A 25,318-nucleotide genomic window follows, 5' to 3' on the forward strand; every position below is an offset into this window, starting at 1 on the left:
GTCGTTCCGCGAAGGCGACCCACACGAACATCGTCGATGTAGGTTGCCGTCGACCAATCGCCGAGCACGGTGAACGCGAACGGTCGGATCACGAAGTACTCCTCACGCTGCGGATTCACCAGGAGCCTACTGAGGTGACGTGCCCGCTGCGCTCATCGCCGCGTCTCACACCAGCCGCAACCAGCGTTCGATGAGCGCGACGATCTCGTCGCGATGCGCGTCGATCTCGGCCGGGTCGAGAGCGATCACTCCACGGTCGGCCGCCGCCCAGCGCACGAGGCCGGTGTCGTCGTCGAAGCTGAAGCCCTCGGAATCGACGATCTTCACGCCCCGGTGCATCACGATGCGCACCTTTCCGCGTGGATCGGTGCCGACCGTGACTCGGTCGACGCCGTCGAGCGCGTAGTTCGGGCCGTTCCACTTGATGTTCTCGACGGTGCCGGCGGGCGCGACGCCGCGGATGCCGTCTCGGAGTCGCGCGAGCGTGCCCGCGAGCTCTGGCGGCAGACCGTCGAGATACCGATCGACTTCGGGTGACGCAGCGATCAGCTTCGACGCCTCGGTCATCGTGACGCTCCGTTCGCTCGGTGCCTCGACCATAGCGGCGCCGGGCGAGTTCGTCGATGCCCCCGCTACAGTGTGCTGATGGACATCCGCATCGCTGCGTACGGGGTCATCATCCGCGAGGGTCGGATTCTGCTCTCGCACTGGAACGAGCACGGCCGCTCCGGCTGGACATTGCCCGGCGGCGGCATCGAGGGCGCCGAGCACCCGGTGGTGGCGGCTCGGCGGGAGATCTTCGAGGAGACGGGCTACGAGGCATCCGTCGACCGTCTGCTCGGCATCGACACCATGGTGGTGCCGACGTCGAAGCGTCACTCGGGGGCCGCACCGCTCTATGCGATGCGCGTCGTCTATCGGGCGAGCGTGGTCGGCGGTGAGCTCCGCAACGAGGTCGACGGCTCCAGCGACGAGGCGCGCTGGTTCGCGCTCGACGAGGTGCCGCGCCTGAAGCGCGTGAGCCTGCTCGACATCGCACTGCGGCTGAATGCGGCCGAGCCTGCCGATGGCGTGCCGCCGGCGGGTCGAGAGTAGGAGCGGGCGCCGAACCGAGCTGAGCGCACAGGAGACGCGCCCGCGGCCGTGTCGCCGACGTTCCGACCGTCGAGGCCGAACCGTTCGCGACACGGCCGCGGGTGGCCGAGCTCCCCGCGGGTCGGCATCGTCGCGTCTGTCGCGATGCCGACCTGCGGGGGCCTGGCTGGTGTCGTGGTGTCGATGTTGCGCATGGTCGCTCAGATCAGCGGCTGTGCGATCAGGGTGATGCGCCGGAACTCGTCGGCCTGCAGGCGGGCTGCGGCGTGTTCGTTCCTGCGGCGCTCGGCGGTAGCCGAGTGCGTGCGCTGCTCGTCGCGACGACGGCTCCAGGAGAGGAGCGCGTGGGCGGCGCGACGTGCGACGCGATCGCTGAGCTGTCGCGCGTCGGCGCGGAGCGTGACGGTCTGCACCTGTGCGGTGCGGCCGGCGGAGATGGTGCTGGTATTCACGGTGATTCCTTCGGTGTGTGTTGTGTGTTGTGGTGGTGCGGGTGGAGCAGCGGCGGATCCGGTCGAGATCGTTCAATCACGGGATCGGGCCGACGTGGTTGCGGAGGTCGGTGGACGGATGCCGCGACGGCGGGTTCCACGGAGCTCTCCGGGCGTTCGGGCGCGCCGTGGCGCTCGATGGCGAAGGCCGGGGCGCGTCTCCGGGCCGGGGGGCGTGAGCCGAGGCATCCGCTCGCTCGGTGGAGAGCGGCCCGCGACGAGGTCGTGGACGGGATGCGCGGCGGGAGCCGCTGGGTCACGCCCGAGGGGCGGAGTGGACGATCAGGCGCGAATGCGCGAGACGTCGGCGTGAACTACTAGCAGGCCCGAGGCGCGAGGAGGACTCCCGTGTGGGCCGCAGTAAATGCTGGCGTGAAGATGTGCTTCATCATGGGTATCAACTCCTCTCTGTTCTGCAAGTTCAACAACGATTTTCGAGACTAGCGGGATACTCACGCCAACCGCAAGGTGTTTTCACAGATTCGTCGAGAATCAGGGTCTGCACTGACCGAGAGCACTCGCGGAGACGACGATGGCCCCGCCTGGATCAGGCGGGGCCATCGGAATTCGTGCGGGTCAGACTGCGGTGCTCGGGCCCGTGGTGGGCTCGTCGTCGGCGACCCAGAGCTCGTCGTCGGCCCGGAAGGTCTGCCAGACGGCGTACGCCACACCTGCTGCGGCGACGATGCCGGCGCCGATCGCGAGGTAGGTGCCGAAGCCGGGGCCGCTCTTCTCCTTGACGACGACGGCGGCACGTGGCGAGACGCGCTCGAGGGCGCGGCGCACACGGGCGTCGTTGGCGATGTCGCCGATCGAGAGCACGGAGCCGAGCGCGTTGCCGACCGTTCGCTCCATCGTGTCGCCGGCGGCGCGCGCGACGGTACCGGCCCGCTGCACGTTGGGGCGGACATAACTGTCGTACCCGGTGCGGACCCGCGGCACGACCTCTTCGCGCGTGAGGTGACCGAGTTGCCGGCTGGCCTCGCGCGCGACGGCATTGGCGTGCTCGAGCACGTGCTGCTGGTTCTCCCAGAGTTCCCCAGCGTTGCTCTGCAGTCGCTTGAGTTCCTTGCGGCGCTTGCGTGACAGGCTCATCTCGACCTCCATCGATGTGCAGCGAACCACTCCATCTTGCCACCGAAACGGCTGGAAGCGAGGTGGGAGTCCGAATACGGCATGCCGCTTGACGAATCCACCCGTGACAGAATATGAGGATGCCGATTCCTACCGCAGTCGCGACGCTCAACACCAACCACGGACCGATCAAGGTCGACCTCTACGGCGACCACGCCCCGAAGACGGTCAAGAACTTCGTCGGCCTCGCCACGGGCGAGATCGAGTGGACCCACCCCGCAACCGGTGAGAAGTCCACCGCGCCCCTCTACGACGGCGTCATCTTCCACCGCATCATCCCCGGCTTCATGATCCAGGGCGGCGACCCGCTCGGACAGGGCGTCGGCGGCCCCGGCTACCAGTTCGACGACGAGATCAACTCCGAGCTCGACTTCACCGAGCCCTACGTGCTCGCGATGGCCAACGCCGGCATCCAGATGGGCCGTGGAACCAACGGCTCGCAGTTCTTCATCACCGTCGGCCCCACCACGTGGCTGCAGGGCAAGCACTCCATCTTCGGCAAGGTGACCGACCCCGCGAGCCAGGCCGTCGTCGACAAGCTCGCCGCCGTGGCGACCGATGGTCGCGACAAGCCGCTCGAGGACATCGTCATCGAGAGCGTCACCGTCGAGCAGGTCTGACCGACAGGTGAGCGACTCGGGGCCAGATCGGGCGAACTTCTGCTACCGCCATCCTGATCGGCAGAGCTACATCCTCTGCCAGCGGTGCGGACGCACGATCTGCCCCGAGTGCCAGACCCAGGCCCCCGTCGGGGTCATCTGCCCGGAGTGCATGCGCGAGCAGCGCGCCAGCGCCCCGCGCACCAAGCCGGCCGTGCTGACGCGCATGCGATCGGCCGCCGGCCGTGGTGCACCCGTGGTCACGTATACCCTCATCGGAATCTCCGTGGCGGTGTACCTGCTGCAGATGATCCCCGGCCTCGGCGTCACGGGGGCGATCCGCTACGCGGGTCTCTATTCGCACCCGGGCTATCTCGAGCCCTGGCGCATGATGACGTCGGTGTTCGCGCACGGCAGCATCCTGCACCTGCTGCTCAACATGTACACCCTGTGGATCTTCGGGCAGCTGCTCGAAGGCCTGCTCGGCAGGTGGCGCTACCTCACGCTCTACCTGCTGGCCGGCCTCGCCGGCTCGGTGGGCGTGCTCTGGCTCGCACCGCCGAACATGCCCGTCGTCGGGGCATCCGGTGCCATCTTCGGACTCATGGGTGCGTTCCTCGTCATCCAACGCCGCCTCGGCGGGCAGTCGACGCAGCTGTTCGTGCTGCTCGGCATCAACCTCGTCATCGGGTTCATCCCCGGCATGAACGTGGCCTGGCAGGCGCACCTCGGCGGACTCGCCGCCGGCGCCCTCATCGGCTTCATCCTGGTCGAGACGCGCAAGCGGTCGCAGCAGCGCCTGCAGGTCTGGCTCCTGGTCGCCGTGGGCGCGGTGCTCGTGCTGCTGAGCCTGCGCTACTTCCTCTTCCCGATCGCCTGACGCCGTTCGAGGTTATCCACAGCTCTCTCCACAGTTGGCGAGAGTTACACCGGTGTAATTGTCGTCATTCCGGGGGACACGGGGCATTCCGGTTCTCCACACCCTGTGGAGAACTGTGCATCGATGCAGCACGTGCAGCCACCGGTGGCACGAACAGCAGAGGGGCGGATGCCGCAGCATCCGCCCCTCTTGCGTGGTCGTCGCGCCGGCTAGCGCCAGCGGGTGGTCATGAGGAAGCCGATGAAGGCGATGCCGAAGCCGATCAGGATGTTCCACGATTCGAGGCTGGCGATCGGGTACGCACCCTGGCTCACGTAGAACACGATGATCCAGGCCAGCCCGACGAGCATGAAGCCGAACATGACGGGCTTGAACCACACCGGGTTCGGAGCCTCTTCGCCGCTCGCCTGTTCTGCGCGCGCGGGCTTCGATGATTTCGTACGTGCCATGCGGGTGATTCTAGCCGAGTGAAGGCCTGCGAACACATTCGGTTCCCTGCTCCGCGGGCTAGAATCGCCCTCATGTCCGAGTCCCAGGCCGATACGCGGCATGCACGCCGCTCGGCGGAGGGCCGGCGCCCCCGTGTGAGCGTCGTCGGCGTGCTGGGCGAGCTGCTGCTCACCGCCGGGGCGTTGATCCTCCTGTTCCTCGGGTGGCAGCTCTGGTGGAACGACGCGATCATGGCCGGCCAGCAGTCGTCAGCGGCCTCTGAGCAGAGCAGCAAGTGGCTCGAGCAGGCCCGCGCGAGCCAGGGTGCCACGCCGCCGCCCGCGCCGGCCGACTACGGCGATCCGGTCGTCGACACGACCGAGTACGCCAACGGCGACGCGTTCGCGGTCATGTACGTGCCCCGCTTCGGCGAGGATTCGCAGCGCACCATCGCCGAGGGCTACGGACTCGACGTGCTCAACAGCTTCGACCTCGGCGTCGGGCACTACCCGCAGACGCAGAGGCCGGGCGAAGTCGGCAACTTCGCGATCGCCTCGCACCGCAGCGCATACGGCGGCGGCATGCACGAGATCGAGCAGCTCCAGCTGGGCGATGCGATCTACATCCAGACGAAGGACGGCTGGTACACCTACCGGTTCCGCGACTTCGAGTACGTGACGCCCGAGACGGTCGACGTGCTGGCCCCGGTGCCGCATCACCCCGATCTCGCACCGACCGACCGCATCGTCACGCTCACGAGCTGCAATCCGTTGTACTCGACCGCCGAGCGCATCATCGCCTACGGCGTGCTCGAGTCGTGGCAGCCGAGTACGGCCGGGGCCCCGGCCGAAATCGCGCCGATCGTCGCGAAGTGGGAGAGCTGAGACATGTACGGTGCACTCTGGAGGGTGCTGCCCGGCCCCGTGTGGTTGCGCATCATCCTGATGCTGCTGCTCGTCGCCGCCGTCGTGTTCGCCCTCTTCACGTGGGTGTTCCCGTGGGTCGACGGCATCCTGAATCCGATCAACGTCACGGTGGAGTGAGCTGACATGGAAAACGCCCCGACCCGGGTGCTCGTGGTCGACAACTACGACAGCTTCGTCTACACGCTGAACGGGTACCTGCAAGAGCTCGGCGCCGAGACCGAGGTCGTGCGCAACGACTCGTTCGAGGTCGCCGAGGTCGCCGAACGCATCGCCGCGTACGACGCCGTGCTGATCTCTCCGGGGCCGGGCAAGCCATCGGATGCCGGTGTGTCGATCCCGATCGTCGAGACCGCCCTCGCCTCGGGGCAGCCGATCCTCGGCGTCTGCCTCGGCCACCAGGCGATCGCCGAGGCGTTCGGGGCGGTCGTCACGAACGCCGAAGAGCTCATGCACGGCAAGACCTCGCTCATCACGCACGACGGCAGCGACTTCTACGACGGGGTGCCGCAGCCGTTCACGGCGACCCGCTACCACTCGCTCGCCGTGGTCGACGACACGGTGCCCGCCGAACTCATCGTGACGAGTCGCACACAGGGCGGCGTCATCATGGGGCTGCGGCATGAGAGCGCCCCGATCTTCGGCGTGCAGTTCCACCCCGAGTCGGTGCTGACCGAGGGCGGCTATCGCATGCTCGGCAACTGGCTGGCGGTCGCGGGCATGCCCGAGGCTCGTGAGCGGGCGGTGGGCCTGAGCCCGCTCGTGCGGGCTACCGCCGGCTGAGGGCTCGACCAGGACCGATACGGGGTCCGAGACGCTCGCTGCGCCCGCTGATCAACTGCGCGGGCTCAGCCTGCGCAGTAGGTGAGCTCGACCGTGGAGTGCTGCGGCACGTCACCGGGCGGGAGCGACTGCTGCGTGACCGGTGAGCCGGGCTGCGCCGCGCACGAGCTGTCGGGTTTGGGAACGGCCGTGAGCTGCAGGTTCTCAGCCGCGAGATAGGAGGTCGCCGCCTCGAGCGTCTGACCCGTCACGTCGGTGAGCGTGACGTTGCCGCTCGAGATGCGGAAGTCGACGGTCGAGCCGACCTCGACCGCAGTGCCCGCCTCGGGCGAGGTGCCGAGCACGGTGTCGGCCGGAACGGTCGGCGACGATTCCCTCGTCTCGACACCCGCGACGAGGCCGATGGCATCGAGGTCGGCCTTCGCCTGTTCGAGGGTCTTGTTCCGAAGGTCGGGCACGTTCACGGCCTGCTTGCCGGTCGAGACGAACACGGTCACGGCCGTGCCGTTGTCGACGATCTCGCGAGCAGGGGGGTCGGTGCCGATCACCTGGCCCGCGGGCACCGTGTCGTCGGTCTTCTCGACGGGGGTCGCGGGCAGCCCGAGCTCCTGCAGGATGTCGACGGCCTCTTCGTAGGTGCTCCCGGTGAGCACGGGGATCTCTTTGACGTTCGACGGCAGCTCGGCGGTCGGCTGCAGGTTGAAGGCCCAGTACATGACGGCGATCACGATGACGATGACGCCGATGATGCCCGACCAGATCCAGATCGCCGGCGGCCGGCGCTGGGTTCTGGTCATCGTCTCGTCTTCTGCCAGCTGTCGCAGGGCGAGCTCGGAGCTCGAGAGCGAGCCGGTCGGGGCGCCGAAGAGCATCGTGGCCTGGTCGGGCTCGCGGTGCACGGGCACCTGACCGGCGGCCGCGGTGTCGACGTCTGCGCGGAACTCGGCGGCCGTCTGATAGCGCTGATCGCGGTTCTTCGCGAGGGCGTGGAGCACCACCGAGTCGAGCGCCGGCGAGACCTTCGGGTTGACGACGCTCGGCTTGACCGGGCGCTCGCTGACATGCTGGTAGGCCACTGCGACCGGGGTGTCGCCGCGGAACGGCGGTCGACCGGTCAGCATCTCGAACAGCACCACGCCCGTGGAGTACAGGTCGGTGCGGGCGTCGACGGTCTCGCCCTTCGCCTGCTCGGGCGAGAAGTACGAGGCGGTGCCGAGGATCGCCGTGGTCTGCGCCACGGTCGTCGACGAGTCGGAGACGGCACGTGCGATGCCGAAGTCCATGACCTTCACCTGACCGGCGGTCGTGATCATGATGTTGCCGGGCTTGATGTCGCGGTGCACCACGCCTGCACGGTGCGAGTACTCGAGCGCGGTGAGCACGCCGTCGATGACCCGAACCGCCGCGGACGCCTCGAGCGGACCATCGTGGATGATGTCCTTCAGCAGGCGGCCTTCGACGAACTCCATGATGATGAACGGAAGCTGCACCTCCTGCCCGGCGGAGTCGACGATCGTCTCCTCACCGGCGTCGAAGACGCGAACGATCGTCGGGTGCGCCATCCGGGCAGCCGACTGTGCCTCTTGACGGAACCGCATGCGGAACGCGGGGTCGGTTGCGAGCTGCGGCTTCAGCAGCTTGATCGCGACCTGACGCCCCAACCTGGTGTCGGTGCCGACGTGGACATCGGACATGCCGCCGCGCCCGATGAGAGCGCCGATGCGGTATCGCCCCGCGAGCACCCGTCCTTCATCGTTCACGTGCGGTCCTGTTCCTCTCGTCGAAATCCTCGGCCTCGGCCTACGGGGCCGGGAGCACGGTCACCGTCGTCGACGGTGACGCCGGCGAGCCTACGGACCCGCAGTAGTAGACGAAGGTGACCGTGAGCTCACCACTCGTCTCGGCGGTCGTGGTGAGCACGGTCTCGGTCGCCCCGGCGCCCGACGGCTGCGCCTTCGGAGCCCCGGTGCCCTGAACCGTCACCTGGTATCCCGACAACGTCTGACCACTCGGGCAGCTCTGCGTGTCCCACGAGACCGTGAACGGCTGGTTGCCGCCGGCAGGGATCTCAGTCGGGTCGACGCGGGGTGCCGATGAGGGAGCGCTCGGGGTCTCGGGATCTCCGTAGTAGGTGATCGTGACCTCTGAGCCCACCTGCATGTTGCCGGTCGGGTTCACGTCGTAGACACGCCCGGCCTCGTTGGCGTTCACGGCGGGGTTGCCCTCGGCCGCGTTGACGACCATGCCCAGCTCTTGGAGCTTCGCACGCGCCTCGTCGACCGTGAGGCCCAGATAGTCTTCGCGGTTGACCTCGGCGGTCGTCGGTGCCTCGCTCGACGGCGGTGGGCTCGACGGCGGCGTGCTCGCGGTCGTCGACGGCGGCTTCGTGGAGGACGACGCAGGCGGCTCCTTGCCGCCGCCGTTCAGTGCGAGCGCGATGATCGTGCCGATCAGCACGATCGCGAGGAGCGCGATCAGCACGATGAGCGGCCACGTCCAGGGGCTGCGCTTCTTCTCTTCGACGGGTTCTTCGTCTTCGCCCGCGGCGCCTGCCGACGGCAGCACCGTCGTGGCAGCGGTGGCACCGGCCGTGGGCATGAGCATCGTCGCGGCGGTGGCACCGGCGGCGCCGAGCACCGCGGGCACCGCGGCGGCTGCGGCCTGCACGTCGCCCCGGCGAAGCGCCGTCGCGGCACGCGCGAGATGCGCGGCGGACTGCGGCCGGTCGGCCGGGTTCTTCGCGATGCATCCGTAGACCAGGTTGCGCACCGGCTCGGAGACCGTGACCGGCAGGTCGGGCGGCGTCTCGTTGATCTGCGCCATTGCGATCGCGACCTGCGACTCGCCCGTGAACGGGCGGCGGCCGGCGAGTGCCTCGTAGGCGACGATGCCGAGCGAGTAGATGTCGGTGGTCGGCGACGCCGGGTGACCCGACGCCTGCTCGGGCGAGAGGTACTGCACGGTGCCCATGACCTGGCCGGTGGCCGTCAGCGGCACCTGGTCGGCGATGCGCGCGATGCCGAAGTCGGTGATCTTGACGCGGCCGTCGGGCGTGATGAGCAGGTTGCCGGGCTTGATGTCGCGGTGCACGAGACCCGCAGCGTGCGCGGCCTGCAGCGCTGCGGCCGTCTGCGCGACGATGTCGAGCACCTTGTCGGTCGAGAGCACGTGCTCCCGCTCGAGGATCGTCGACAGGGCCTCGCCGGGCACGAGCTCCATGACGAGGTAGGCGCTGCCGTCCTCCTCGCCGTAGTCGAACACGTTGGCGATGCCCTCGTGGTTGACGAGCGCGGCGTGACGGGCCTCGGCGCGGAAGCGCTCGAGGAAGCCCGGGTCGCCCAGGTACTCGTCTTTCAGGATCTTGATCGCGACCTGGCGACCGATGACGAGGTCTGTGGCCTGCCACACCTCGCCCATCCCGCCGATCGCGATGCGGGACTGCAGTTCGTAGCGCCCTCCGAAGGTGAGCCCTGCGCTCGGTCTCATTTGTTCAGCACCGCCTCTAGTACCTGCTTTGCGATGGGAGCGGCGATGAGATTGCCGTACCCTTCCTGACCAAGTCCCCCGCCATCCTCAACGAGTACCGTGATTGCATACTGAGGATTGTCGGCGGGGGCAAAACCGGTGAACCAGAGAGTGTAGGGGTCACTCTCTCCGTTCTCCGCTGTACCCGTTTTACCGGCCACGCTGACGCCGTCTATTCTTGCATTACTCGCGGCCCCGTTCTCGACGCCGTTGACCATCATGCCGACCATCGTGTTCGCCGTCTCCTCGCTGATCGCGCGGCCGAACTCCTCGGCTTCGAACTCCTGCAGCGGAGTGAAGTCGGGCGCCGTGATCTGGTCGACCAGGTTCGGGTTCATCACGATGCCGCCGTTGGCGATCGCGGCCGACACCATCGCCATCTGCATGGGCGTCGCACGCACCTCGTACTGACCGAACGCGGTCAGAGCCGTCTGCGCGTCGTCGAGTGCACGCGGGTACACGCTCGCCTCGGTGGCCGTCGGGATCAGGAACTCGGTGTTGAACCCGAACTTCTCGGCCTGCTCGCGGATCGCGGCGTCGCCGAGCTCGATGCCGAGTTCGGCGAACGGGATGTTGCACGAGAGCCGGAGGGCGGTCGCGATGCTGACGGTCTCGCCGCCGCCGCAGTCGCCGCCCTCGGTGTTGCGCACGACGGAGTCGGTGCCCGGCAGCGTGAACGAGCTCGGGTTCGGCAGCTGGCTCTCGGGCGTGTACTTGCCCGACTCGAGGGCCGCAGCGACGGTGACGAGCTTGAACACCGAACCGGGCGGGTTCATGTCGCCGCCCGTCGCACGGTTGAACAGCGGGTCGGCCGGGTCGGCGAGCAGCCCCTCGTAGGTGGCGGTGACCGCCGCCGAGTCGTGCACCGCCAGCGCGTTCGGGTCGTACGTGGGCTTCGTGACCATCGCGAGGATGCGACCGGTCGACGGCTCGGTGACGATCACCGCCCCGGTGTAGTCGCCGAGCGCGTCCCAAGCGGCCTGCTGCGCGACCTCGTCGATCGCGACCTCGACGGAGGCGCCCATCGGGTCCTGCCCGGAGATCAGGCGGTTGATCGAGTCGAAGAACTGGCTCGACGACTGGCCGCTGAGGTACTCGTTGACCGAGCGCTCGAGGCCGGTCGCCTCACCGTTGACGGGGAGGTAGCCGGTGACGGGCGCGTACAGGGGCCCGTTCGAGTAGATGCGCTGGAACTTGTAGTCGTCGGCGGAGGGTTCCGAGTACGCGATCGGCTCCCCGCCGACGAGGATCGGGCCGCGCTCGATCGAGTAGCTCTCGTAGAGCGTGCGGGAGTTGCGGGCGTCGGCGTTGAGGGCGTCGGCTCGCACGTACTGGATGATCGTCGACGAGACGAGCAGGGTCAGGAACATGAGGAACGCGACGATGGAGACGCGCTTGAGTTCGCGGTTCATCCGTCGATCACCAGCCTCGGATGGTTGCGGACCGTGTCGGAGAGCCGCAGCAGCAGCGCGACGATGATCCAGTTGGCCACGAGCGAGGAACCGCCGGCGGCGAGGAACGGCGTCGTGAGTCCGGTCAGCGGGATGACCCGCGTGACGCCCCCGACGACGATGAAGACCTGGAGCGCCACGACGAACGCGAGCCCGACCCCGAGCAGCTTGCCGAAGTCGTCCTGACCGGCGAAGCCGATGCGGAAGCCGCGCGCCACGAAGAGCAGGTAGAGGGCGAGGATCGCGAAGATGCCCGCGAGGCCGAGCTCTTCGCCGAGGCTCGCGATGATGTAGTCGCTCTGCGGAACCGGGGTGAGGTCGGGTCGGCCCTGCCCCCAGCCGGTGCCGATGAGGCCGCCGTTCGCGAGCCCGAAGAGTCCCTGCACGAGCTGGTAGCTGCCGCCGATCTCGGCATCGAATCGATCGGGGCTGAACGGGTCGAGCCAGTTGGCGAATCGGTTGCCGACGTAGTCGAGGGTCTGGCTCGCGATGATGGCGCCGCCGATGAAGAGGCTCAGCCCGAGCACGACCCACGAGAGCCGGCTCGTCGCGACGTAGAGCATGACGAGGAAGAGCCCGAAGTAGAGCAGCGCGGTGCCGAGGTCGCGCTGGAACACGATGACGGCCATCGACAGGGCCCACACGATGAGGAGCGGGCCGAGGTCGCGCGCCCGCGGGAACTGCATGCCGAGGAACTTCGTGCCCACCATCGACAGCGAGTCGCGGTTGCGCACGAGGTAGCCGGCGAAGAAGACGGCCAGCGCGATCTTCGCGATCTCACCGGGCTGGAAGGTCGCGATGTCGCCGATGCCGATCCACACCTGGGCGCCGCCGCGCTCCTGGCCGATGCCCGGCACGAGCGGCAGGATGAGCAGCACGATGGCGACGAGCCCGGCGAGGTAGGTGTAGCGGAAGAGCACGCGGTGGTTGCGGATCACGAGGATCGTCGCGATCGCGCAGATGATCGCGATCGCGCTCCACGCGATCTGGCGCACCGCGGCGCTCTCCCAGCCGACATCGCCGTATGCGATGTCGATGCGGTAGATCATGGCGATGCCGAGGCCGTTCAGTACCGTTGCGATCGGCAGCAGGAACGGGTCGGCGTCGCGCGCCACGAAGCGCATCGCGATGTGCAGCCCGAAGACGAGGAGCGACAGGCCGGCGCCGAGCAGCACGAGCTGCGTGTCGACGTGACCGAGCGCCCCGAGCTGTACGAGCACGATCGCCGAGGCGTTGATGAAGCACGCCACGAGCAGCAGCCAGAACTCGAGGTTGCGCAGCTTCTGCGGCATCCGGATGCGACGGACGCCCTCTGGCGGAGTGGCGGTGGGCACCGCCGATTGGAGGTCACTCAACGGATTCCTCCAGCCTCTGCACGATGCGGTACGCCTCGGCGTACGAGCCCGCGCTGATCGTCTGCTGGACCCGCTGCTGGTCGTAGGTGCGCAGTTCGGCGACGTCGAGGTCGGTCTCGGTGTCCAGCTCGTGCAGCGAGATCGGCCCGAGGTTCTGCTGGATGCCCTGGTAGATCGCGACCCTGCCGTTCGATTCGCCGACGTAGAAGCGGGTCTGCGTCCACTGGTAGCCCAGCGTGAAGGCCGCCACGATGGCGCCGATCAGCAGCACGATCCAGAAGCTCCACACCCAGCGTCGTCGTCGGCGGCGGCGGGCGTCCTCCTCGATGATCTCGTCGAAGAAGTCCTCGGAGTCGGGCTCGAAGTGCGTCTCCTGCACCGGGTGGGGACGGAACGGAGTGAGACGGATGCCGCGGGGCCGCACCGGCTCGGCCGACTGGCCGAACGCCGGCGGGGCCGCCGCAGACCCGACGATCAGCGGCGGGGTGTCGGGTGCCGGCGGTTCGCCGATGTCGAGGATCACGACGGTGACGTTGTCGGGGGCGCCGCCGTCGAGGGAGGCCTTGACGAGTCGATCGGCGACCTGCTTGGCGCCGGCGTCGGCCGACATGATGTCGTGGATGTCGTCGAAGGAGGCGACACCCGAGAGGCCGTCGGAGCAGAGCATCCAGCGGTCGCCGTCGCGGGTGTCGAGCACCAGGGCGTCGATCTCGGGTGAGGCCTCGACGTCGCCGAGCACTCGCATGAGCACCGAACGCCGGGGGTGCACCATGGCCTCTTCGGCGGTGATGCGGCCGGCATCGACGAGACGCTGCACGAAGGTGTGGTCGGTCGAGATCTGGCTGAGCTCACCCGAACGCAGCAGGTAGATGCGCGAGTCGCCGATGTGCGAGATGACGATGCGGTCGCCGACGAGCAGCACGGCGCTCACCGTCGTGCCCATGCCGGTCAGTTCGGAGTGATCGGCGACGGTGGCGGCGAGTTGCCGGTTGGCCGCGATCAGGGCGCCCTCGAGGGAGGCGGAGGCCTCGGTCGTGTTGTCGTAGTCGAGGTCGGCCTCGGCGATGCGCCGCGTGGCGATCGCGCTCGCGACGTCGCCGCCCGCGTGCCCGCCCATGCCGTCGGCCACCACGAACAGCCGGCGCCCGGCGTACCCGGAGTCCTGGTTGTTCGAGCGGATCCGTCCGACGTGCGAGACCGCAGCGCTCGCCTTGATGTTCGCCATGGCTACCGCCGCAGCTCGAACGTCGTCGCTCCGACCTTCACGGTGGCTCCGAGCGGGATCGGGGTGGGCACGGTCACTCGGGAGCCGTTGAGGAAGGTGCCGTTGGTCGAATCGAGGTCCTGCAGCATCCAGCGGCCGTTCCACTGCATGAGGCGCGCATGGTGCGTCGACGTGTAGTCGTCGCGGATGATGATGGCCGAGTCGCTCGAGCGCCCGATCGTGATCTCGTCGTGGCCGAGCGGGAACTCGGCGCCGTTCTTCGCGCCGCTCGTGATGACGAGTCGCGTGGCGTTCTCACTCGAGGCGAGCTCGCCGTTCGAGCCGCCGGTCGTCGCGGCGCGCGAGACGGGGGCGGTCGGCGCTGCGGCCGCCGCCACCGGGGCGGCGCTCGGGAATGCGGATGCCGCAGCCGGGGCGGCCGCAGGAGCTGCCACCGCGGTCTCGGGCTGGAGCTTGCGCACGCGCTGGCCGAACAGGTCGCTGCGCAGCGCGTAGACGATCGCGAAGATGAACACCCAGAGCAGCACGAGGAAGCCGAGCTGGAGCACGAGGAGGGTGAGTTCGCTCATTCGCCGGGCCCCCAGAACCCGCCCATGTCGTGGCGTTCGGTGGCAGGGTCGGGGCGGCCGCGGGAGCCCGTGTTCGTGTTCGACGCCTGCGCGAGCACCCGGAACGTGATGCGCGAACGGCCGATGCCGATGACCGAGTCTGGTTCGAGGATGGCGTGCTTCACCGGGGCGCCGTTCAGCTGGGTGCCGTTCGTCGAGCCGAGGTCGCGCACGCGCGCGCGGCTGCCGTCCCACTGCACCTCGGCGTGCCGGCGCGATGCGCCGGAGTCGTCGAGGGTGACATCCGCCTCGCTGCCGCGGCCGATGACCGTGCGCCCCTTCATGATCGGGTAGCGCTTGCCGTTCACGTCGAGCACCGGGGTCCAGGCGACCTGGCCCTTCACGTTCTGCGAATCGACCTGCACCATGCCCACGGCGAGGCTCTCGTCACGTTCGAGCGACAGGGTGATGCCGCCCGCGAACTGGAAGCGCTGACTCGCGGCGTGCTTCTGCACGAGGTCGACGAGCTCGTCGACGAGCGCGGGCCCGAGGCCGGACATGCGGGCGTAGTCGTCGGGCGCCATGCGCACGACGAAGCTGTTCGGCACGAGCACGCGGTCGCGCGAGACGACTGCAGCCTTCGTGTCGATCTCCCGCTTCAGGGCAGAGGTGATCTCGACGGGTTGCAGCCCCGAGCGAAAGGTCTTCGCGAACGCGCCGTTGACGGCGCGCTCGAGACCTTTCTCGAAGTTGTCCAGTAGGCCCACAGGTCTCCCGCTCCAGATTCGCACCGACGTCGTCGTTTCTCACCGACGCCGTCGTGACTTGTGACATGGTAGCCCGAAGGGCTGGGAACACTCGTGATCAGTCGATCTGGATCGCCGAGTCGGCTTCGTCGACGTCGAGCGACAGGGTCGGGATCGACGCCGTGAGCAGGGTTCCGTCGGCACGGCGCGAGCCGGTCACGTCGCGCATCGTCGGCGCTCCGTAGAGGCGCGGACCCTGGCCGTCGAGCGGCACCGAGACATCCGACTCCGCGGTCACGACCACCTCGGCGCCGCGCACCCTGACCCGTGCCTCGCCGCCGGCCTCGACGGCGAAGGAGATCGACTCGGGATCGAGGGTCACGCGCAGGCGCGTGCCGCGGAGCGTGACGCGGAACGTCAGCCGCTGCCAGCCGTCGGGCAGGCGCGGATCGAACGCGAAGACCCCGTTGTGGTCGCGGAAGCCGCCGAATCCCGAGACGAGCGCGCTCCAGACGCCGCCGGTCGAGGCGACGTGCACGCCGTCGGCCGTGTTGTTGTGCAGGTCGGCGAGGTCGACGAAGAGCGCCGAGCGGAAGTACCGCATCGCGAGTTCGTGGTAGCCGACCTCGGCCGCGATGATCGACTGCACGACCGCCGACAGCGTCGAGTCGCCCGTCGTCAGCGGGTCGTAGTACTCGAAGTTGGCGCGTTTGGCCTCAGTCGAGAAGCGATCGCCCTGCAGGTAGAGGGCGAGCACCACGTCGGCCTGCTTCAGCACCTGGAAGCGGTAGATGACGAGCGGGTGGTAGTGCAGCAGGAGGGGGCGCCGGTCGTCGGGCGTGTTCTCGAGGTCCCACAGCTCCTTCTGGAGGAACGCGCTGTCCTGCGGGTGGATGCCGAGCTGCTCGTCGAACGGGATGTGCATGTGCGCTGCCGCACGCCGCCAGCTCGCGACCTCGGCCGGCGTCACCATGAGGCGCTCGACGAGGCGGTCGTAGGCCGCCGGGTCCTGCACCTGCAGGTCGTCGACGGAGGATGCCGCCGCGGCGAGGTTCGCCCGCGCCATCACGTTCGTGTAGAGGTTGTCGTTGACGACCGTCGTGTACTCGTCGGGCCCGGTGACGCCGTGGATGTGGAACACGTCGTCGGCGTTCGAGCGCCAGAACCCGAGGTCCTCCCACATGCGCGCCGTCTCGACGAGGATGTCGATCGCCCCGCGGCCGAGGAAGTCCTGGTCGCCCGTGGCCCTGACGTACTGGTTCAGCGCATAGGAGATGTCGGCGTCGATGTGGTACTGCGCGGTGCCGGCCGCGTAGTACGCGCTCGACTCCTGACCGTTGATCGTACGCCACGGGAACAGGGCCCCGTGCTGGTTCAGCTCGAGCGCCCGGGCGCGGGCGGCAGGAAGCATCCGCTGCCGGAATCGCAGCACGTTGCGCGCCACGACCGGTGCCGTGTAGCTGAGGAACGGCATCACGTACACCTCGGTGTCCCAGAAGTAGTGGCCGCCGTAGCCCGACCCCGAGACGCCCTTGGCGGCGACGCCGTCGCCGTCGGTGCGCGCCGTCGCCTGGGCGAGCTGGAAGAGGTTCCACCGCGTGGCCTGCTGGATCGCGGCCTGCCCCTCGATCTCGACGTCGGACCGCGCCCAGAAGTCGTCGAGCCACGAACGCTGCTGCTCGAACAGCTCGGCGACGCCGAGTTCGGCGGCGCGGTCGAGTGTGCGGTCGCACCGGTCGACGAGCTCGCGCGTGGGCACGGTGCGGGCCGTGTGGTAGCTGATGGTCTTCGTCACCCGGATCGGCTGGCCCTGCTTGGCGTGCACTCGGTAGATGTGCTTCGCGAGGTCGTCGCCGATCGAGCTCGACTCGCTGAACTGGTTCTCGGTCGCGATCTGGTGCTCTGCGCCCACCGCGATCGTCATGCCCGAGTTCGTGGCCTGGTAGCCGAGCATGTAGCGCCCGCCCTCGGCCCGCTTCACCCGCGGCTGCAGCACGCGCTCGTTGAACATCTCGGCCTTGCGCGGGTCGAAGCTGCCGGTCGCCTCGGGCACACCCGAGCGGTACTCGTCGCGGCCGTCTTGACGGTTCAGGATCTGGCTCGAGATCGTCACGGCTGCGTCGGCGTCGAGCAGCTCGACCTCGTAGTCGAGCACCGCGAGGTGACGGTCGGTGAAGCTCACCATGCGCCGGCTCGTGATGAGCACCCGCTTGCCCGACGGCGTGCGCCAGACGATCGACCGGCTGAGCGCGCCGAGCCGGAAGTCGAGTCGGCGCTCGTAGGAGAGGAGTTCGGCGACGGTGAGCACGAGCGGCTCGTCGTCGACGTAGAGCCGGATGACCTTCGCGTCGGGGGCGTTCACGATCGTCTGGCCGACGCGGGCGAAGCCGAACGCCTCTTCGGCGTGGCGGATCGGCCACGTCTCGTGGAACCCGTTCACGAAGGTGCCGTGCATGTGGCCGTCGCGGCCCTCCTCGACGTTGCCGCGGAGGCCGAGGTAGCCGTTGCCGACCGCGAAGATCGTCTCGGTGCGACCCATGTCGGCCTCACCGAACTCGGTCTCGACGAGCGCCCATTCGTCGATGGGGAAGCGCGTGCGGTTCAGCGGATCGTGGTCGGCGAACCTCATTCGCGGTCCTCTCGGGGGGAGTCGTTCGCGATCGTGTCGGCGTTCGCGGGAAGCAGGGGGATGAGTTCGTCGAGCTCGTCGACCACGATGTCGGCGCCGAGCGCTTCGAGCGTCGACCGCCCGACGCCCCGGTCGACGCCGATGACGACGCCGAAGTCGCCCGCCGCGCCGGCCATGACGCCCGATTCGGCGTCTTCGACGACGGCGCATTCGGTGGTCGGCACGCCGAGCAGCTCGGCCGCGCGCTCGAACGTGTCGGGGGCCGGCTTGCCGGGGATGCCGTCGCGCGCGGCGACCGCGCCGTCGACGACGACCTCGAAGCGATCGGCGATCCCGGCCGCCGCCAGCACCGAGGGGGCGTTCTTCGAGCTCGAGACGACGGCCACGTGGCATCCGTTCGCCTGCACCGCGTCGAGGAACGCGACGCTCGCCGGGTACGCCGCGACGCCTTCTTCAGCGAGGGTCGCGTTGAAGGCCTCGTTCTTGCGGTTGCCGAGGCCGTGCACGGTGTCGGCGCTCGGCGAGTCGGTCACGTCGCCCTCGGGCACGCGGATGCCGCGGCTCTCGAGCAGGCTGCGAACCCCGTCGTAGCGGGGCTTGCCGTCGATGTACGAGAAGTAGTCGGCCTCGGTGTACGGCGCGGCGCCGTGCTGCTCGAGGAACGGAGTGAAGAGGCGCGCCCACGCGTGCATGTGCACGGTCGCGGTCGGCGTCAGCACGCCGTCGAGATCGAAGAGATAGGCACGGATGCCACTGAGAGCCCGGGTGGACTCGCTGGGGAACGTCAAACTGCGGTCCTTTCGTCGCGACGGTCGGGGCAACGGAACCCGCTGATCGATGCTATTCCCGGGTGGCGGGCGAGCGCGAGGTGTGAACCGGACTCGGAGGAATCATGGAGGCGCGGGCGGCGGCGTCGAGGTCCGAACGAACACAGCTGCGGATATACGATCCGCCACCCCGCGGCACGGGTATTTCGCCCGGCGCGCCCGATCGTATATCCGCAGTTGTGTCGGGCGGGAGGCATCCGTTGCACTCGAATGGCTTTGCAGGGCGCGAGATGTTAGTCTCTCGTGGTTGGACGCACTGAGGTGCGACCACACGTGCGCGAGTGGCGGAATTGGCAGACGCGCTGGCTTCAGGTGCCAGTACTCGCAAGGGTGTGGGGGTTCAAGTCCCCCCTCGCGCACCACGATCGAACGGCCCGGGTCTCAGTGAGACCCGGGCCGTCTTCGTTTGCGGGCGCGTGTCACACTTCGCGCTCGGCGGCGTCTTTCTCTGTAGAGGCCGGCAACAGGGCGGCCTCACGAAGAAAGGCACGCCCGCATGGCGACTCCCGTCACCGCACTCGACCAGCTCAACCTCGCGTTCGCCGACCGGTTCAACGCGCGCGACCTCGACGGGCTGATGGCGCTCAACGTCGACGATGTCGTGTTCGTGCCGGCGCCCGGGCATCCCGTGCAGGGCGCGGAGGCCGTGCGCGGTGCGCTCGAGCAGTTCCTCGGACTGAACCTCCCGATCACGATGACGGTCCGTCACGTGTTCGAGAGCGGAGACGCGGGTCTGGCGATCGCCGACTGGACGATCACGGGCACCGGCCCCGACGGCACCGAGATCGCATTGGCGGGCACCACCGCCGACGTCGCCGTGCACGACGAGCAGCACGGATGGCGCTACGCCGTCGACAACCCGTTCGGCACCGCCTGAGCCCCATGACTGCAGGAGGGCCGGCCGCTGGGGGAACAGGGCCGGCCCTGCTGCCGTGGGGAACGCCGTCAGCGCGCTTCCGACATCCCGGATTCCCGGCACTCGGCGAGCGTCTTGCGTGCACGGGAGATGCGCTGTCGCGCCGCGGCCGGCGTGATCTCGAGCCGTTCGGCGATCTCGGGAGCCGAGAGCTCGTCGACGACGCTCAGGAGCAGCGGCTCGCGCAGCGAATCGGGAAGGGCTCGGATCGCGCCGAGCGCGCCGTCGAGGATCACGCGCAGCTCGACGTCGTCGGCGACGCAGGCATCACCGGGCAGGTCCGCGTCGAGCGCCGCGACCGGGCGGCGGGCCCGCTGGCGGGCGAGGTCGGCCGCGGCGTTCCGCGCGATGACATCGAGCCACGAGCACATCTGCCCGGGGCCCGGCTCGTGCAACTGCTCGATCGATCGCCAGGCCCGGAGCAGCGCGGTCTGCGCGACATCCTCTGCATCGTCGGGCGCGACGCCGAGCGAGATGCTCCGCCGTCGGAGCCGGTCGGGCTCGGCGGCGATCATCGCGGTGAGCGAGGCGCGACGTCCGTCGTCGCGCCTCGCGCCGCCCACGTCGTCGCGCGCGTTCGGAACGTGCTCGGTCATGCCTCCGAGGTTAGCCGTCGGTCGACAGCGTGTACTCGCCGTCGGCGCAGCCCGTCACGAGCCATCCGCCCGGCACCTCGGTCGTCTCGACCTTCGTGATGCCGGTGACCTCGACGTCGGGCTCGGCCGTGCCGGGGACCCACACCTCGAGGTCGCAGCTGCGCTCGGCAGCCGTTCCCGTGAGGTCGACGACGGCGCCCTCGGCCTCGAGCGAGCTGAGCACGCCCGGTGCCGACTGCGGGTAGGCGCGGCTCAGGATCTCGAGGAGGCCGGCCTTCGGCGGGGCTTCGCCGCCCGTCTCGCACTCCTGCATCATGAGCGCGTTGCCGTACGGGCCGATGCCGTTCTGCGGGTCGCCGCAGGCCTGCTTCCAGACCCAATATGCACTGCCGAGCATGCGCTCGTCTTCAGTGTCGGCGTAGCGGTTCAGGCGTGACAGCGAGTCGGTGTCCTCGCCCCAGTTGCTCGCTTCACTGCCCCAGTAGCCGTACTCGCCCGACCACAGCGGGACGCCGTAGATGTCGGCGACGCGCTGTGCGAGCTCGAACTGGCGCTCGATGCTCACGATCGGCGGAATGCCGAGGTCGCGGTCCATCGTGATCGACTCGGCGTAGAGGTGCGGCGAGAACACGATGTTGTCGTCGCTCGTGAAGCCAGGGGTGGGGCCGGTGTCGAAGCCGAGGCCCGACCACAGGATGCTCGGTTCGAAGAAGACGATCTGCGGGGCGCCGGCCTCACGGATCTCGTCGATCGCCCGGTCGTAGAGCCTGCCGAGCTGGTGCGAGGTCGTGACGGGTGCGGTCTCGCCGAAGCCGGGCTCGTTGATGAGGTCGAAGCCCGCGACCATCGGCTCGTCGGCGAATTCGGCTGCGAGCCTGCCCCAGGTCTCGGCGAACGCGGTCTGCACGCCGTCGGTGTCGAAGTAGAAGTTCTGGAACGCACGGTCGCCGGCGGGGGAGATGTCGCGGCCGGTGAACTGGCAGCGCGGCGCGTCATCGGTGATCGTCGCCCACCCGGGGGCGCCGTCGTAGCCCCACATCTCCTCGGTGCCGGGGCGGCAGACGGTGCCCTCCTCGGTCGGGCCGTTCCACCAGCCGTCCTGGTGCATGTCGAGCACGGTGTAGATGCCGTGCTCCTCGCCCCAGCCGACCGCATCCTCGATCTTCGAGAGGTACTCGGGGTCGAGGGTGCCGCGCTCGGGTTCGAGGGCCGACCACGAGAGGTTCAGGCGCACGACGTTGAAGCCGTACTCCGCCATGTCGGCGTAGTCGTCTTCGGTGAGCGGCCGGGTCGCGGGCACATCGGCCTGGTGCTGGTAGAAGTCGACGAGCTGGTTGACGTTGGCACCGCGAAGCAGCACCTGGTTGCCGGCGCCGTCGGTGATGATCGAGCCCTCGGCGCGGAGGAATCCCTCTGGAGGAGCCGTCTCGCCGGCCGCACCGGCCGCACCGGCCGCGTCGGCGCCGGGCAGCAGGAGCGCCGCGCCCATCGCGACCACGGCGATCGACGCGACGACGAGCTGCGGGGCTCGCGACGCGGCGCGCCGGGCGCGCACCCGGTCGACGACCACGGCGCTCACGCCGACGATCCAGCCCGCGCAGGCGCCGAAGGCGAGTCCGTCGGCGACCGTCACGTACGCCGTCATCAGGGGCCAGATGTCGCCGGCGAAGCCGCCGTCGACGAGCAGGGCGACGACCGCCTGCACGATGCCGATGAGGCCGCCCGCGACGAGGGCGGCGAGCCAGCCGCCGAGCACGCCGGGCACGCGCGCCCGCATCCAGCGCAGGGCGAGCGCGGTCGCACCGGCGAGCAGCACCACGGCGATGAGCATCGAGAGGATGCCGCGGTCGGGCCGTGCCACCGGGATGCCGTCGGCGTAGACGGCGCCCGTCCACCACAGGCCCGCGAGGAGCGGCGTGACCGCGGCGAACAGCACGGCCGCCGGCCAGATCGACCCGCGTTCGAGCGTCTGCCGCGTCGTCGGGCCGCCGAACCAGCGCGCGATCGCGGCGACGATGAGGGCCGCGGGCACGGCTTTCGCCGTCACGAAGCCGGCCGCCCAGCCGGCGACCGCGAGGTCCCACGTCATGACGAAGCACGCCGCCGCCTGCGCGAGCAGCACCGCGAGCACGACGCCGGCCGTGAGCGTCCAGAACCGGTCGCCCGCGCGAACCGCGGCCCACCAGACGACGCCGAGCACCACGGGCACGAAGACCAGGTACGGGGCGAACGGCCAGACGCCGGCGCTCGCCTGCGGAATCGCACCCGACCAGCCGACCAGTGCGAGCAACCCGGTGGGGTCGGCGACGGCCTGGATGACGATCAGGACGAGCATGGATGCGACGGCGACGAGCGGGCGACGAACGCCCGGGCGACGCTCGGGCGCTGCCTCGGGGGTCGAGCGATCCGCCTGATCGTTCGGCTGCGTCGTGGGGGCGTCGTGCATGGGAACCTCGCTGTCTCCAACTGGGTCGCTTGACCCAGTTCGGCCAACACTAGCTCCCAACGGCGGCCCGGGGAAGAGCCGTTCGATCACGACACCGCATCGAAGCGAACCGCCGCCCGATGGCAGGTCAGTCCACGACGCGGATGCCCAGGTGATTCGCGAGCGTGGCCGCGAGCAGCGCGACCTGCATGCCGTCGATCGTGGCGCCCTTCAAGCCCTCGATGCCGGCGATCGCAGCGAGGTCGAGACCCCGCAGATCGACGTCGGTGAGCTTCGCGCCGGTCACGTCGAGCGATCGCACGTCGCACTGCTCGAACGCGACGCGTTCGGCCTTGGCATTGCCGAGGTCGAGCTCTTCGATGGTGCAGTCGGTGAAGCGGATGTCGCGGACCTCCGATCCCCGCAGGTTCACGAAGCCGAGCTTGCAGCCGACGAAGCGCACCGACTGCCAACGGTTGTCGGAGAACTCGACCGACCCGATGCGGGAGCCCGAGACGAGCACGTCGCGAAGGGTCGCACGGGGTGCGCGCAGCACGGGGGCCTCGAGTCGTTCGATCGCGCTCTCGGTGAGCACCGCCCCGCGAAGGAGCGCGTCGTGGGCGAACACGCCGACGAGCTCGCACTCGCCGATCGCCGCCCCGGTCAGGTCGCGTTCGGAGAGGTCGCCGCCGCGGTAGCGCCGCCCCTCGACCCGGTCGCCCGCGTTCAGTTCGTCGATCTCGCCGTCGACGAGATCGATCAGCACGATCTCGTCGATGCGGGGCGGCTTGGGTCGGGCGTCGTTCGGCATGGTGTCCTCCGTCAGCGGCCCCGATCGCGGGCCGCATCGAGGCTAGCGCCCGGCGCCGACAGCACCGCTTCTACGATTGAGGCATGCGTCGCGGTCTGATCGTCATCGGCGGCATCCTGCTCAGCTGGGTGCTCGGCGCGGTCGTCGTGCGCCTCGGCCTCGACTGGGCCGACACGTTCCCCTACAGCGAGGCATCCGAGTGGCGATACCTCGGCGTCGCGATCGCGGCGCTCCTCGTCGCGTTCGGCGGTTCGGTGGCGACGGTGCTCCTCGCGCGGCGGCGACGCCGGCGCGACACCGCGACGCACGGCTGAGCGGCCCGATCGGCAGCCGACCGGGGCTACGCGGCGGGCTGCGCGATCGGCAGCACCTCGGCGTTCGGCAGGCCCGCGAGCAGCGCGCCGGTGACCAGCAGCTTCGAACCGCGGATGCCGCTGCCGACGATCAGCCGCTCGTGCGCGGCGACCGACTCGTCGACGAGGATCGGCCAGTCGGCGGGCAGGCCGATCGGCGTGATGCCGCCATACTCCATGGCGGAGCGTTCGACCGCGGCCTCCATCGGGGCGAATGAGAGCTTGCGCGCGCCGAGGTGCCGGCGCACGGCGCCGTTGACGTCGTGCCGGTCGGCGCCGCGCACGAGGCACGCCGCGAACCAGGTGCGCTCGCCGCGCCGGGCCTGCACGATCACGCAGTTCGCCCCGTCGCCCATCGCGATCTCGTAGTGCTCGCAGAAGGCGGCCGTGTCGGCGAGGCCCGGATCGATCGCGGCGACCAGCACGCCCGAGGCATCCGCTGCCTGCATCGCGCCGATCGCGGCAGCGGTGGATGCGGCGAGCAGGGCGGGGGAGTCGGCGGCGGGTGTGAAGTCGAGCGTTCCGAAGCGCATGGAGAGCAGCGTACGACGGCCGCCGAGCGGATGCCGCCCGCCCGGGTTCAGCCGGCCGCGGCGGCTCGCTCGCCGATTCGTCGCCCGGCCTCGTCGATCGCGGCCTGCAGCGCATCGGCGGGATCGACCGCGATGTCGGGGACGACGCCGACGCCCTCCCAGTTCGTGCCGGTGACCGGGTTGACGGCGCGGGCGAACGGCACGGTGATCTCGATCGTGTCGGAGATCGGGATGAAGCGGGTGGGGTGCGCCCCGCCGCCCGTCGCGGCGCCGACGATCGTGGCGCGGCCGATCGCCTGCAGGTCGTAGCCGAACTGCTCGGCACCCGAGAAGGTGGCTCCGCTCGTCAGCACGAAGACGTCGCGGTCGAGGTAGCGGGGCCCGGCGACGTCGGCGAGCGTCCAGTACTGGCGCAGCGATGCGCCTTCGCGTTCCTGCACGGAGCTCAACTGCGTCTCGTCGTCGGCGGTCAGGTGGCTGATCCACGACTGCACGGCGTTCGGCGAACCGCCGAGGCAGGCCCGCAGGTCGAAGACGAGCGCGTCCGTGCGGGAGACGAGTTCCATGGCGGCGGCGATCGCCGGTCCGGCGAGGGAGGCGTCCACGATCATGCGGAGGTCGATGAGGCCGATGTTGCCGTCGAGCCGTTCGACCTTCGCGATGCCCCAGTTGTCGTCGCGGAACTTCGCGACGAGGGCGGCGACGACCTCCTCCTGGCTCCTCCCCGCATTCTCGGCGGGCGGCTGGATCCGCGCTCGCACCCGCAGGTGCTTGTCGTTCGTGCGCGACTGCAGTTCGGCGGTCAGCCGGGCGCAGAACTCCGCCTCGTCGAGGCCGGCGAAGGATCCGGCCTGCTCCAGCTCGCGGATCGCGGCACTGGTGGTGTCGGCGACCTCGGGGAAGACGTAGAGGCGTTCGAGGTGGCCGAGCGCGGCGTCGACGAGGTCGGAGTTCGAAGGGTGCGTGGTTCCCATCCCGGCATCGTACGGGGGTGGGTCGGAGAGGTCACCCCTGCGGATGATCACGGCGGGGAGCGGTCGCCCG

The 25,318-nt window shown here is 69.4% G+C and carries 26 protein-coding genes and 1 tRNA gene; 9 read left to right on the forward strand and 18 right to left on the reverse strand.

The features are described 5' to 3' along the window. Positions 1–165: 165 nt before the first annotated feature. Entirely contained in the window at positions 166–567 is a 402-nt protein-coding gene (locus BJY17_RS12455) for a DUF1801 domain-containing protein (protein ID WP_179551620.1), read from the reverse strand. Positions 568–645: 78 nt separating this feature from the next. Here BJY17_RS12455 and BJY17_RS12460 point away from each other — a divergent pair, with 78 nt between their 5' ends. Next, complete coding sequence (locus BJY17_RS12460; protein ID WP_179551621.1) at positions 646–1,095, forward strand: NUDIX hydrolase; 450 nt, start codon at positions 646–648, stop codon at positions 1,093–1,095. A 200-nt stretch (positions 1,096–1,295) separates the two neighbouring features. Here BJY17_RS12460 and BJY17_RS12465 read toward each other — a convergent pair whose 3' ends face one another. Next, positions 1,296–1,547 (reverse strand): hypothetical protein, encoded by a 252-nt coding sequence (locus tag BJY17_RS12465; protein ID WP_179551622.1) that lies wholly within the window; start codon positions 1,545–1,547, stop codon positions 1,296–1,298. Between the two features lie 615 nt (positions 1,548–2,162). Next, positions 2,163–2,681 carry a hypothetical protein gene (locus tag BJY17_RS12470; protein ID WP_179551623.1) on the reverse strand — a complete coding sequence of 173 codons (519 nt, stop codon included), beginning with the start codon at positions 2,679–2,681 and terminating at the stop codon, positions 2,163–2,165. 119 nt (positions 2,682–2,800) lie between these two features. Here BJY17_RS12470 and BJY17_RS12475 point away from each other — a divergent pair, with 119 nt between their 5' ends. Together BJY17_RS12475 and BJY17_RS12480 are read left to right on the forward strand one after the other, a co-directional pair. Then, positions 2,801–3,340 (forward strand): peptidylprolyl isomerase, encoded by a 540-nt coding sequence (locus BJY17_RS12475; RefSeq protein WP_179551624.1) that lies wholly within the window; start codon positions 2,801–2,803, stop codon positions 3,338–3,340. A 151-nt stretch (positions 3,341–3,491) separates the two neighbouring features. After that, positions 3,492–4,199, forward strand: a complete 708-nt coding sequence (locus BJY17_RS12480; protein ID WP_246303726.1) for a rhomboid family intramembrane serine protease — start codon at positions 3,492–3,494, stop codon at positions 4,197–4,199. Positions 4,200–4,408: 209 nt separating this feature from the next. On the opposite strand, the gene BJY17_RS12485 is transcribed toward BJY17_RS12480, so the two are convergent. Next, on the reverse strand, positions 4,409–4,648 hold the full coding sequence (locus tag BJY17_RS12485) for a cell division protein CrgA (RefSeq protein WP_074260473.1): 240 nt from the start codon (positions 4,646–4,648) through the stop codon (positions 4,409–4,411). A gap of 72 nt (positions 4,649–4,720) precedes the next feature. On the opposite strand from BJY17_RS12485, the gene BJY17_RS12490 reads away from it, so the two are divergent. From BJY17_RS12490 to BJY17_RS12500, 3 genes are read left to right on the forward strand one after another with little or no spacing between them, the layout of a single operon-like run. After that, positions 4,721–5,512, forward strand: coding sequence for a class E sortase (locus BJY17_RS12490; RefSeq protein ID WP_179551626.1), 792 nt, complete (start codon positions 4,721–4,723; stop codon positions 5,510–5,512). A gap of 3 nt (positions 5,513–5,515) precedes the next feature. After that, complete coding sequence (locus BJY17_RS12495) at positions 5,516–5,671, forward strand: hypothetical protein (RefSeq protein ID WP_179551627.1); 156 nt, start codon at positions 5,516–5,518, stop codon at positions 5,669–5,671. Positions 5,672–5,677: 6 nt separating this feature from the next. Then, positions 5,678–6,334, forward strand: a complete 657-nt coding sequence (locus BJY17_RS12500) for an anthranilate synthase component II (protein ID WP_179551628.1) — start codon at positions 5,678–5,680, stop codon at positions 6,332–6,334. 65 nt (positions 6,335–6,399) lie between these two features. On the opposite strand, the gene pknB is transcribed toward BJY17_RS12500, so the two are convergent. From pknB to BJY17_RS12545, 9 genes are all read right to left on the reverse strand, one after another. Then, complete coding sequence (gene pknB, locus BJY17_RS12505) at positions 6,400–8,094, reverse strand: Stk1 family PASTA domain-containing Ser/Thr kinase (protein ID WP_179551629.1); 1,695 nt, start codon at positions 8,092–8,094, stop codon at positions 6,400–6,402. A gap of 40 nt (positions 8,095–8,134) precedes the next feature. Beyond that, positions 8,135–9,820 (reverse strand): protein kinase domain-containing protein, encoded by a 1,686-nt coding sequence (locus BJY17_RS12510; RefSeq protein WP_179551630.1) that lies wholly within the window; start codon positions 9,818–9,820, stop codon positions 8,135–8,137. Beyond that, entirely contained in the window at positions 9,817–11,271 is a 1,455-nt protein-coding gene (locus tag BJY17_RS12515; protein ID WP_179551631.1) for a peptidoglycan D,D-transpeptidase FtsI family protein, read from the reverse strand. Before BJY17_RS12515 ends, BJY17_RS12510 begins: the two co-directional genes overlap by 4 nt. Further along, positions 11,268–12,602, reverse strand: a complete 1,335-nt coding sequence (locus BJY17_RS12520) for an FtsW/RodA/SpoVE family cell cycle protein (RefSeq protein ID WP_179552865.1) — start codon at positions 12,600–12,602, stop codon at positions 11,268–11,270. Before BJY17_RS12520 ends, BJY17_RS12515 begins: the two co-directional genes overlap by 4 nt. A gap of 55 nt (positions 12,603–12,657) precedes the next feature. Continuing rightward, entirely contained in the window at positions 12,658–13,890 is a 1,233-nt protein-coding gene (locus BJY17_RS12525) for a PP2C family protein-serine/threonine phosphatase (RefSeq protein ID WP_179551632.1), read from the reverse strand. A 2-nt stretch (positions 13,891–13,892) separates the two neighbouring features. Continuing rightward, complete coding sequence (locus BJY17_RS12530) at positions 13,893–14,459, reverse strand: FHA domain-containing protein FhaB/FipA (protein WP_179551633.1); 567 nt, start codon at positions 14,457–14,459, stop codon at positions 13,893–13,895. After that, positions 14,456–15,205: an FhaA domain-containing protein gene (locus BJY17_RS12535; RefSeq protein ID WP_179551634.1), complete on the reverse strand. Its 750-nt coding sequence runs from the start codon at positions 15,203–15,205 to the stop codon at positions 14,456–14,458. The genes BJY17_RS12530 and BJY17_RS12535 overlap by 4 nt, the downstream gene beginning before the upstream one ends. A gap of 97 nt (positions 15,206–15,302) precedes the next feature. Then, complete coding sequence (locus BJY17_RS12540; protein WP_179551635.1) at positions 15,303–17,813, reverse strand: glycoside hydrolase family 65 protein; 2,511 nt, start codon at positions 17,811–17,813, stop codon at positions 15,303–15,305. After that, complete coding sequence (locus BJY17_RS12545) at positions 17,810–18,601, reverse strand: HAD family hydrolase (RefSeq protein ID WP_179551636.1); 792 nt, start codon at positions 18,599–18,601, stop codon at positions 17,810–17,812. The genes BJY17_RS12540 and BJY17_RS12545 overlap by 4 nt, the downstream gene beginning before the upstream one ends. Before the next feature lie 314 nt (positions 18,602–18,915). On the opposite strand from BJY17_RS12545, the gene BJY17_RS12550 reads away from it, so the two are divergent. Next, a tRNA-Leu gene (locus tag BJY17_RS12550) sits at positions 18,916–19,002 on the forward strand. Between the two features lie 134 nt (positions 19,003–19,136). Continuing rightward, a complete protein-coding gene (locus BJY17_RS12555; RefSeq protein ID WP_179551637.1) occupies positions 19,137–19,517 on the forward strand; it encodes a YybH family protein in 381 nt (126 codons plus the stop codon). A gap of 68 nt (positions 19,518–19,585) precedes the next feature. Here the strand turns inward: BJY17_RS12555 and BJY17_RS12560 are convergent, their stop codons facing one another. The 3 genes from BJY17_RS12560 to BJY17_RS12570 form a co-directional block, all read right to left on the reverse strand. After that, positions 19,586–20,152, reverse strand: a complete 567-nt coding sequence (locus tag BJY17_RS12560; protein WP_179551638.1) for an RNA polymerase sigma factor — start codon at positions 20,150–20,152, stop codon at positions 19,586–19,588. A gap of 10 nt (positions 20,153–20,162) precedes the next feature. Next, positions 20,163–22,598, reverse strand: coding sequence for a glycoside hydrolase family 5 protein (locus BJY17_RS12565; RefSeq protein ID WP_179551639.1), 2,436 nt, complete (start codon positions 22,596–22,598; stop codon positions 20,163–20,165). Between the two features lie 127 nt (positions 22,599–22,725). Continuing rightward, the gene (locus BJY17_RS12570; RefSeq protein ID WP_179551640.1) at positions 22,726–23,388 is read right to left on the reverse strand and encodes a pentapeptide repeat-containing protein; all 663 of its coding nucleotides are present in this window, start codon (positions 23,386–23,388) and stop codon (positions 22,726–22,728) included. An 83-nt stretch (positions 23,389–23,471) separates the two neighbouring features. Between BJY17_RS12570 and BJY17_RS12575 the strand changes: the two genes are divergently transcribed. Beyond that, positions 23,472–23,702: a hypothetical protein gene (locus BJY17_RS12575; RefSeq protein WP_179551641.1), complete on the forward strand. Its 231-nt coding sequence runs from the start codon at positions 23,472–23,474 to the stop codon at positions 23,700–23,702. A 26-nt stretch (positions 23,703–23,728) separates the two neighbouring features. On the opposite strand, the gene BJY17_RS12580 is transcribed toward BJY17_RS12575, so the two are convergent. Together BJY17_RS12580 and BJY17_RS12585 are read right to left on the reverse strand one after the other, a co-directional pair. Beyond that, positions 23,729–24,274: a YbaK/EbsC family protein gene (locus tag BJY17_RS12580; RefSeq protein ID WP_179551642.1), complete on the reverse strand. Its 546-nt coding sequence runs from the start codon at positions 24,272–24,274 to the stop codon at positions 23,729–23,731. Between the two features lie 47 nt (positions 24,275–24,321). Beyond that, entirely contained in the window at positions 24,322–25,248 is a 927-nt protein-coding gene (locus BJY17_RS12585; RefSeq protein WP_179551643.1) for a S41 family peptidase, read from the reverse strand. Between the last annotated feature and the right edge of the window lie 70 nt (positions 25,249–25,318).

Source organism: Agromyces hippuratus, assembly GCF_013410355.1.
In the GTDB taxonomy this organism is placed as follows: domain Bacteria; phylum Actinomycetota; class Actinomycetes; order Actinomycetales; family Microbacteriaceae; genus Agromyces; species Agromyces hippuratus.

What these genes read in the sequence shown, in the direction of transcription:
- BJY17_RS12540 (WP_179551635.1), bottom strand. Translation starts at nt 17,813, where the DNA reads ATGAGGTTCGCCGACCACGATCCGCTGAACCGCACGCGCTTCCCCATC.
- BJY17_RS12525 (WP_179551632.1), bottom strand. Translation starts at nt 13,890, where the DNA reads ATGGCGAACATCAAGGCGAGCGCTGCGGTCTCGCACGTCGGACGGATC.
- BJY17_RS12495 (WP_179551627.1), top strand. Translation starts at nt 5,516, where the DNA reads ATGTACGGTGCACTCTGGAGGGTGCTGCCCGGCCCCGTGTGGTTGCGC.
- BJY17_RS12555 (WP_179551637.1), top strand. Translation starts at nt 19,137, where the DNA reads ATGGCGACTCCCGTCACCGCACTCGACCAGCTCAACCTCGCGTTCGCC.
- BJY17_RS12575 (WP_179551641.1), top strand. Translation starts at nt 23,472, where the DNA reads ATGCGTCGCGGTCTGATCGTCATCGGCGGCATCCTGCTCAGCTGGGTG.
- BJY17_RS12560 (WP_179551638.1), bottom strand. Translation starts at nt 20,152, where the DNA reads ATGACCGAGCACGTTCCGAACGCGCGCGACGACGTGGGCGGCGCGAGG.
- BJY17_RS12510 (WP_179551630.1), bottom strand. Translation starts at nt 9,820, where the DNA reads ATGAGACCGAGCGCAGGGCTCACCTTCGGAGGGCGCTACGAACTGCAG.
- BJY17_RS12515 (WP_179551631.1), bottom strand. Translation starts at nt 11,271, where the DNA reads ATGAACCGCGAACTCAAGCGCGTCTCCATCGTCGCGTTCCTCATGTTC.
- BJY17_RS12475 (WP_179551624.1), top strand. Translation starts at nt 2,801, where the DNA reads ATGCCGATTCCTACCGCAGTCGCGACGCTCAACACCAACCACGGACCG.
- BJY17_RS12565 (WP_179551639.1), bottom strand. Translation starts at nt 22,598, where the DNA reads ATGCACGACGCCCCCACGACGCAGCCGAACGATCAGGCGGATCGCTCG.
- BJY17_RS12470 (WP_179551623.1), bottom strand. Translation starts at nt 2,681, where the DNA reads ATGAGCCTGTCACGCAAGCGCCGCAAGGAACTCAAGCGACTGCAGAGC.
- BJY17_RS12585 (WP_179551643.1), bottom strand. Translation starts at nt 25,248, where the DNA reads ATGGGAACCACGCACCCTTCGAACTCCGACCTCGTCGACGCCGCGCTC.
- BJY17_RS12485 (WP_074260473.1), bottom strand. Translation starts at nt 4,648, where the DNA reads ATGGCACGTACGAAATCATCGAAGCCCGCGCGCGCAGAACAGGCGAGC.
- BJY17_RS12520 (WP_179552865.1), bottom strand. Translation starts at nt 12,602, where the DNA reads ATGCCGCAGAAGCTGCGCAACCTCGAGTTCTGGCTGCTGCTCGTGGCG.
- BJY17_RS12480 (WP_246303726.1), top strand. Translation starts at nt 3,492, where the DNA reads ATGCGCGAGCAGCGCGCCAGCGCCCCGCGCACCAAGCCGGCCGTGCTG.
- BJY17_RS12570 (WP_179551640.1), bottom strand. Translation starts at nt 23,388, where the DNA reads ATGCCGAACGACGCCCGACCCAAGCCGCCCCGCATCGACGAGATCGTG.
- BJY17_RS12460 (WP_179551621.1), top strand. Translation starts at nt 646, where the DNA reads ATGGACATCCGCATCGCTGCGTACGGGGTCATCATCCGCGAGGGTCGG.
- BJY17_RS12580 (WP_179551642.1), bottom strand. Translation starts at nt 24,274, where the DNA reads ATGCGCTTCGGAACGCTCGACTTCACACCCGCCGCCGACTCCCCCGCC.
- BJY17_RS12490 (WP_179551626.1), top strand. Translation starts at nt 4,721, where the DNA reads ATGTCCGAGTCCCAGGCCGATACGCGGCATGCACGCCGCTCGGCGGAG.
- BJY17_RS12455 (WP_179551620.1), bottom strand. Translation starts at nt 567, where the DNA reads ATGACCGAGGCGTCGAAGCTGATCGCTGCGTCACCCGAAGTCGATCGG.
- BJY17_RS12500 (WP_179551628.1), top strand. Translation starts at nt 5,678, where the DNA reads ATGGAAAACGCCCCGACCCGGGTGCTCGTGGTCGACAACTACGACAGC.
- BJY17_RS12530 (WP_179551633.1), bottom strand. Translation starts at nt 14,459, where the DNA reads ATGAGCGAACTCACCCTCCTCGTGCTCCAGCTCGGCTTCCTCGTGCTG.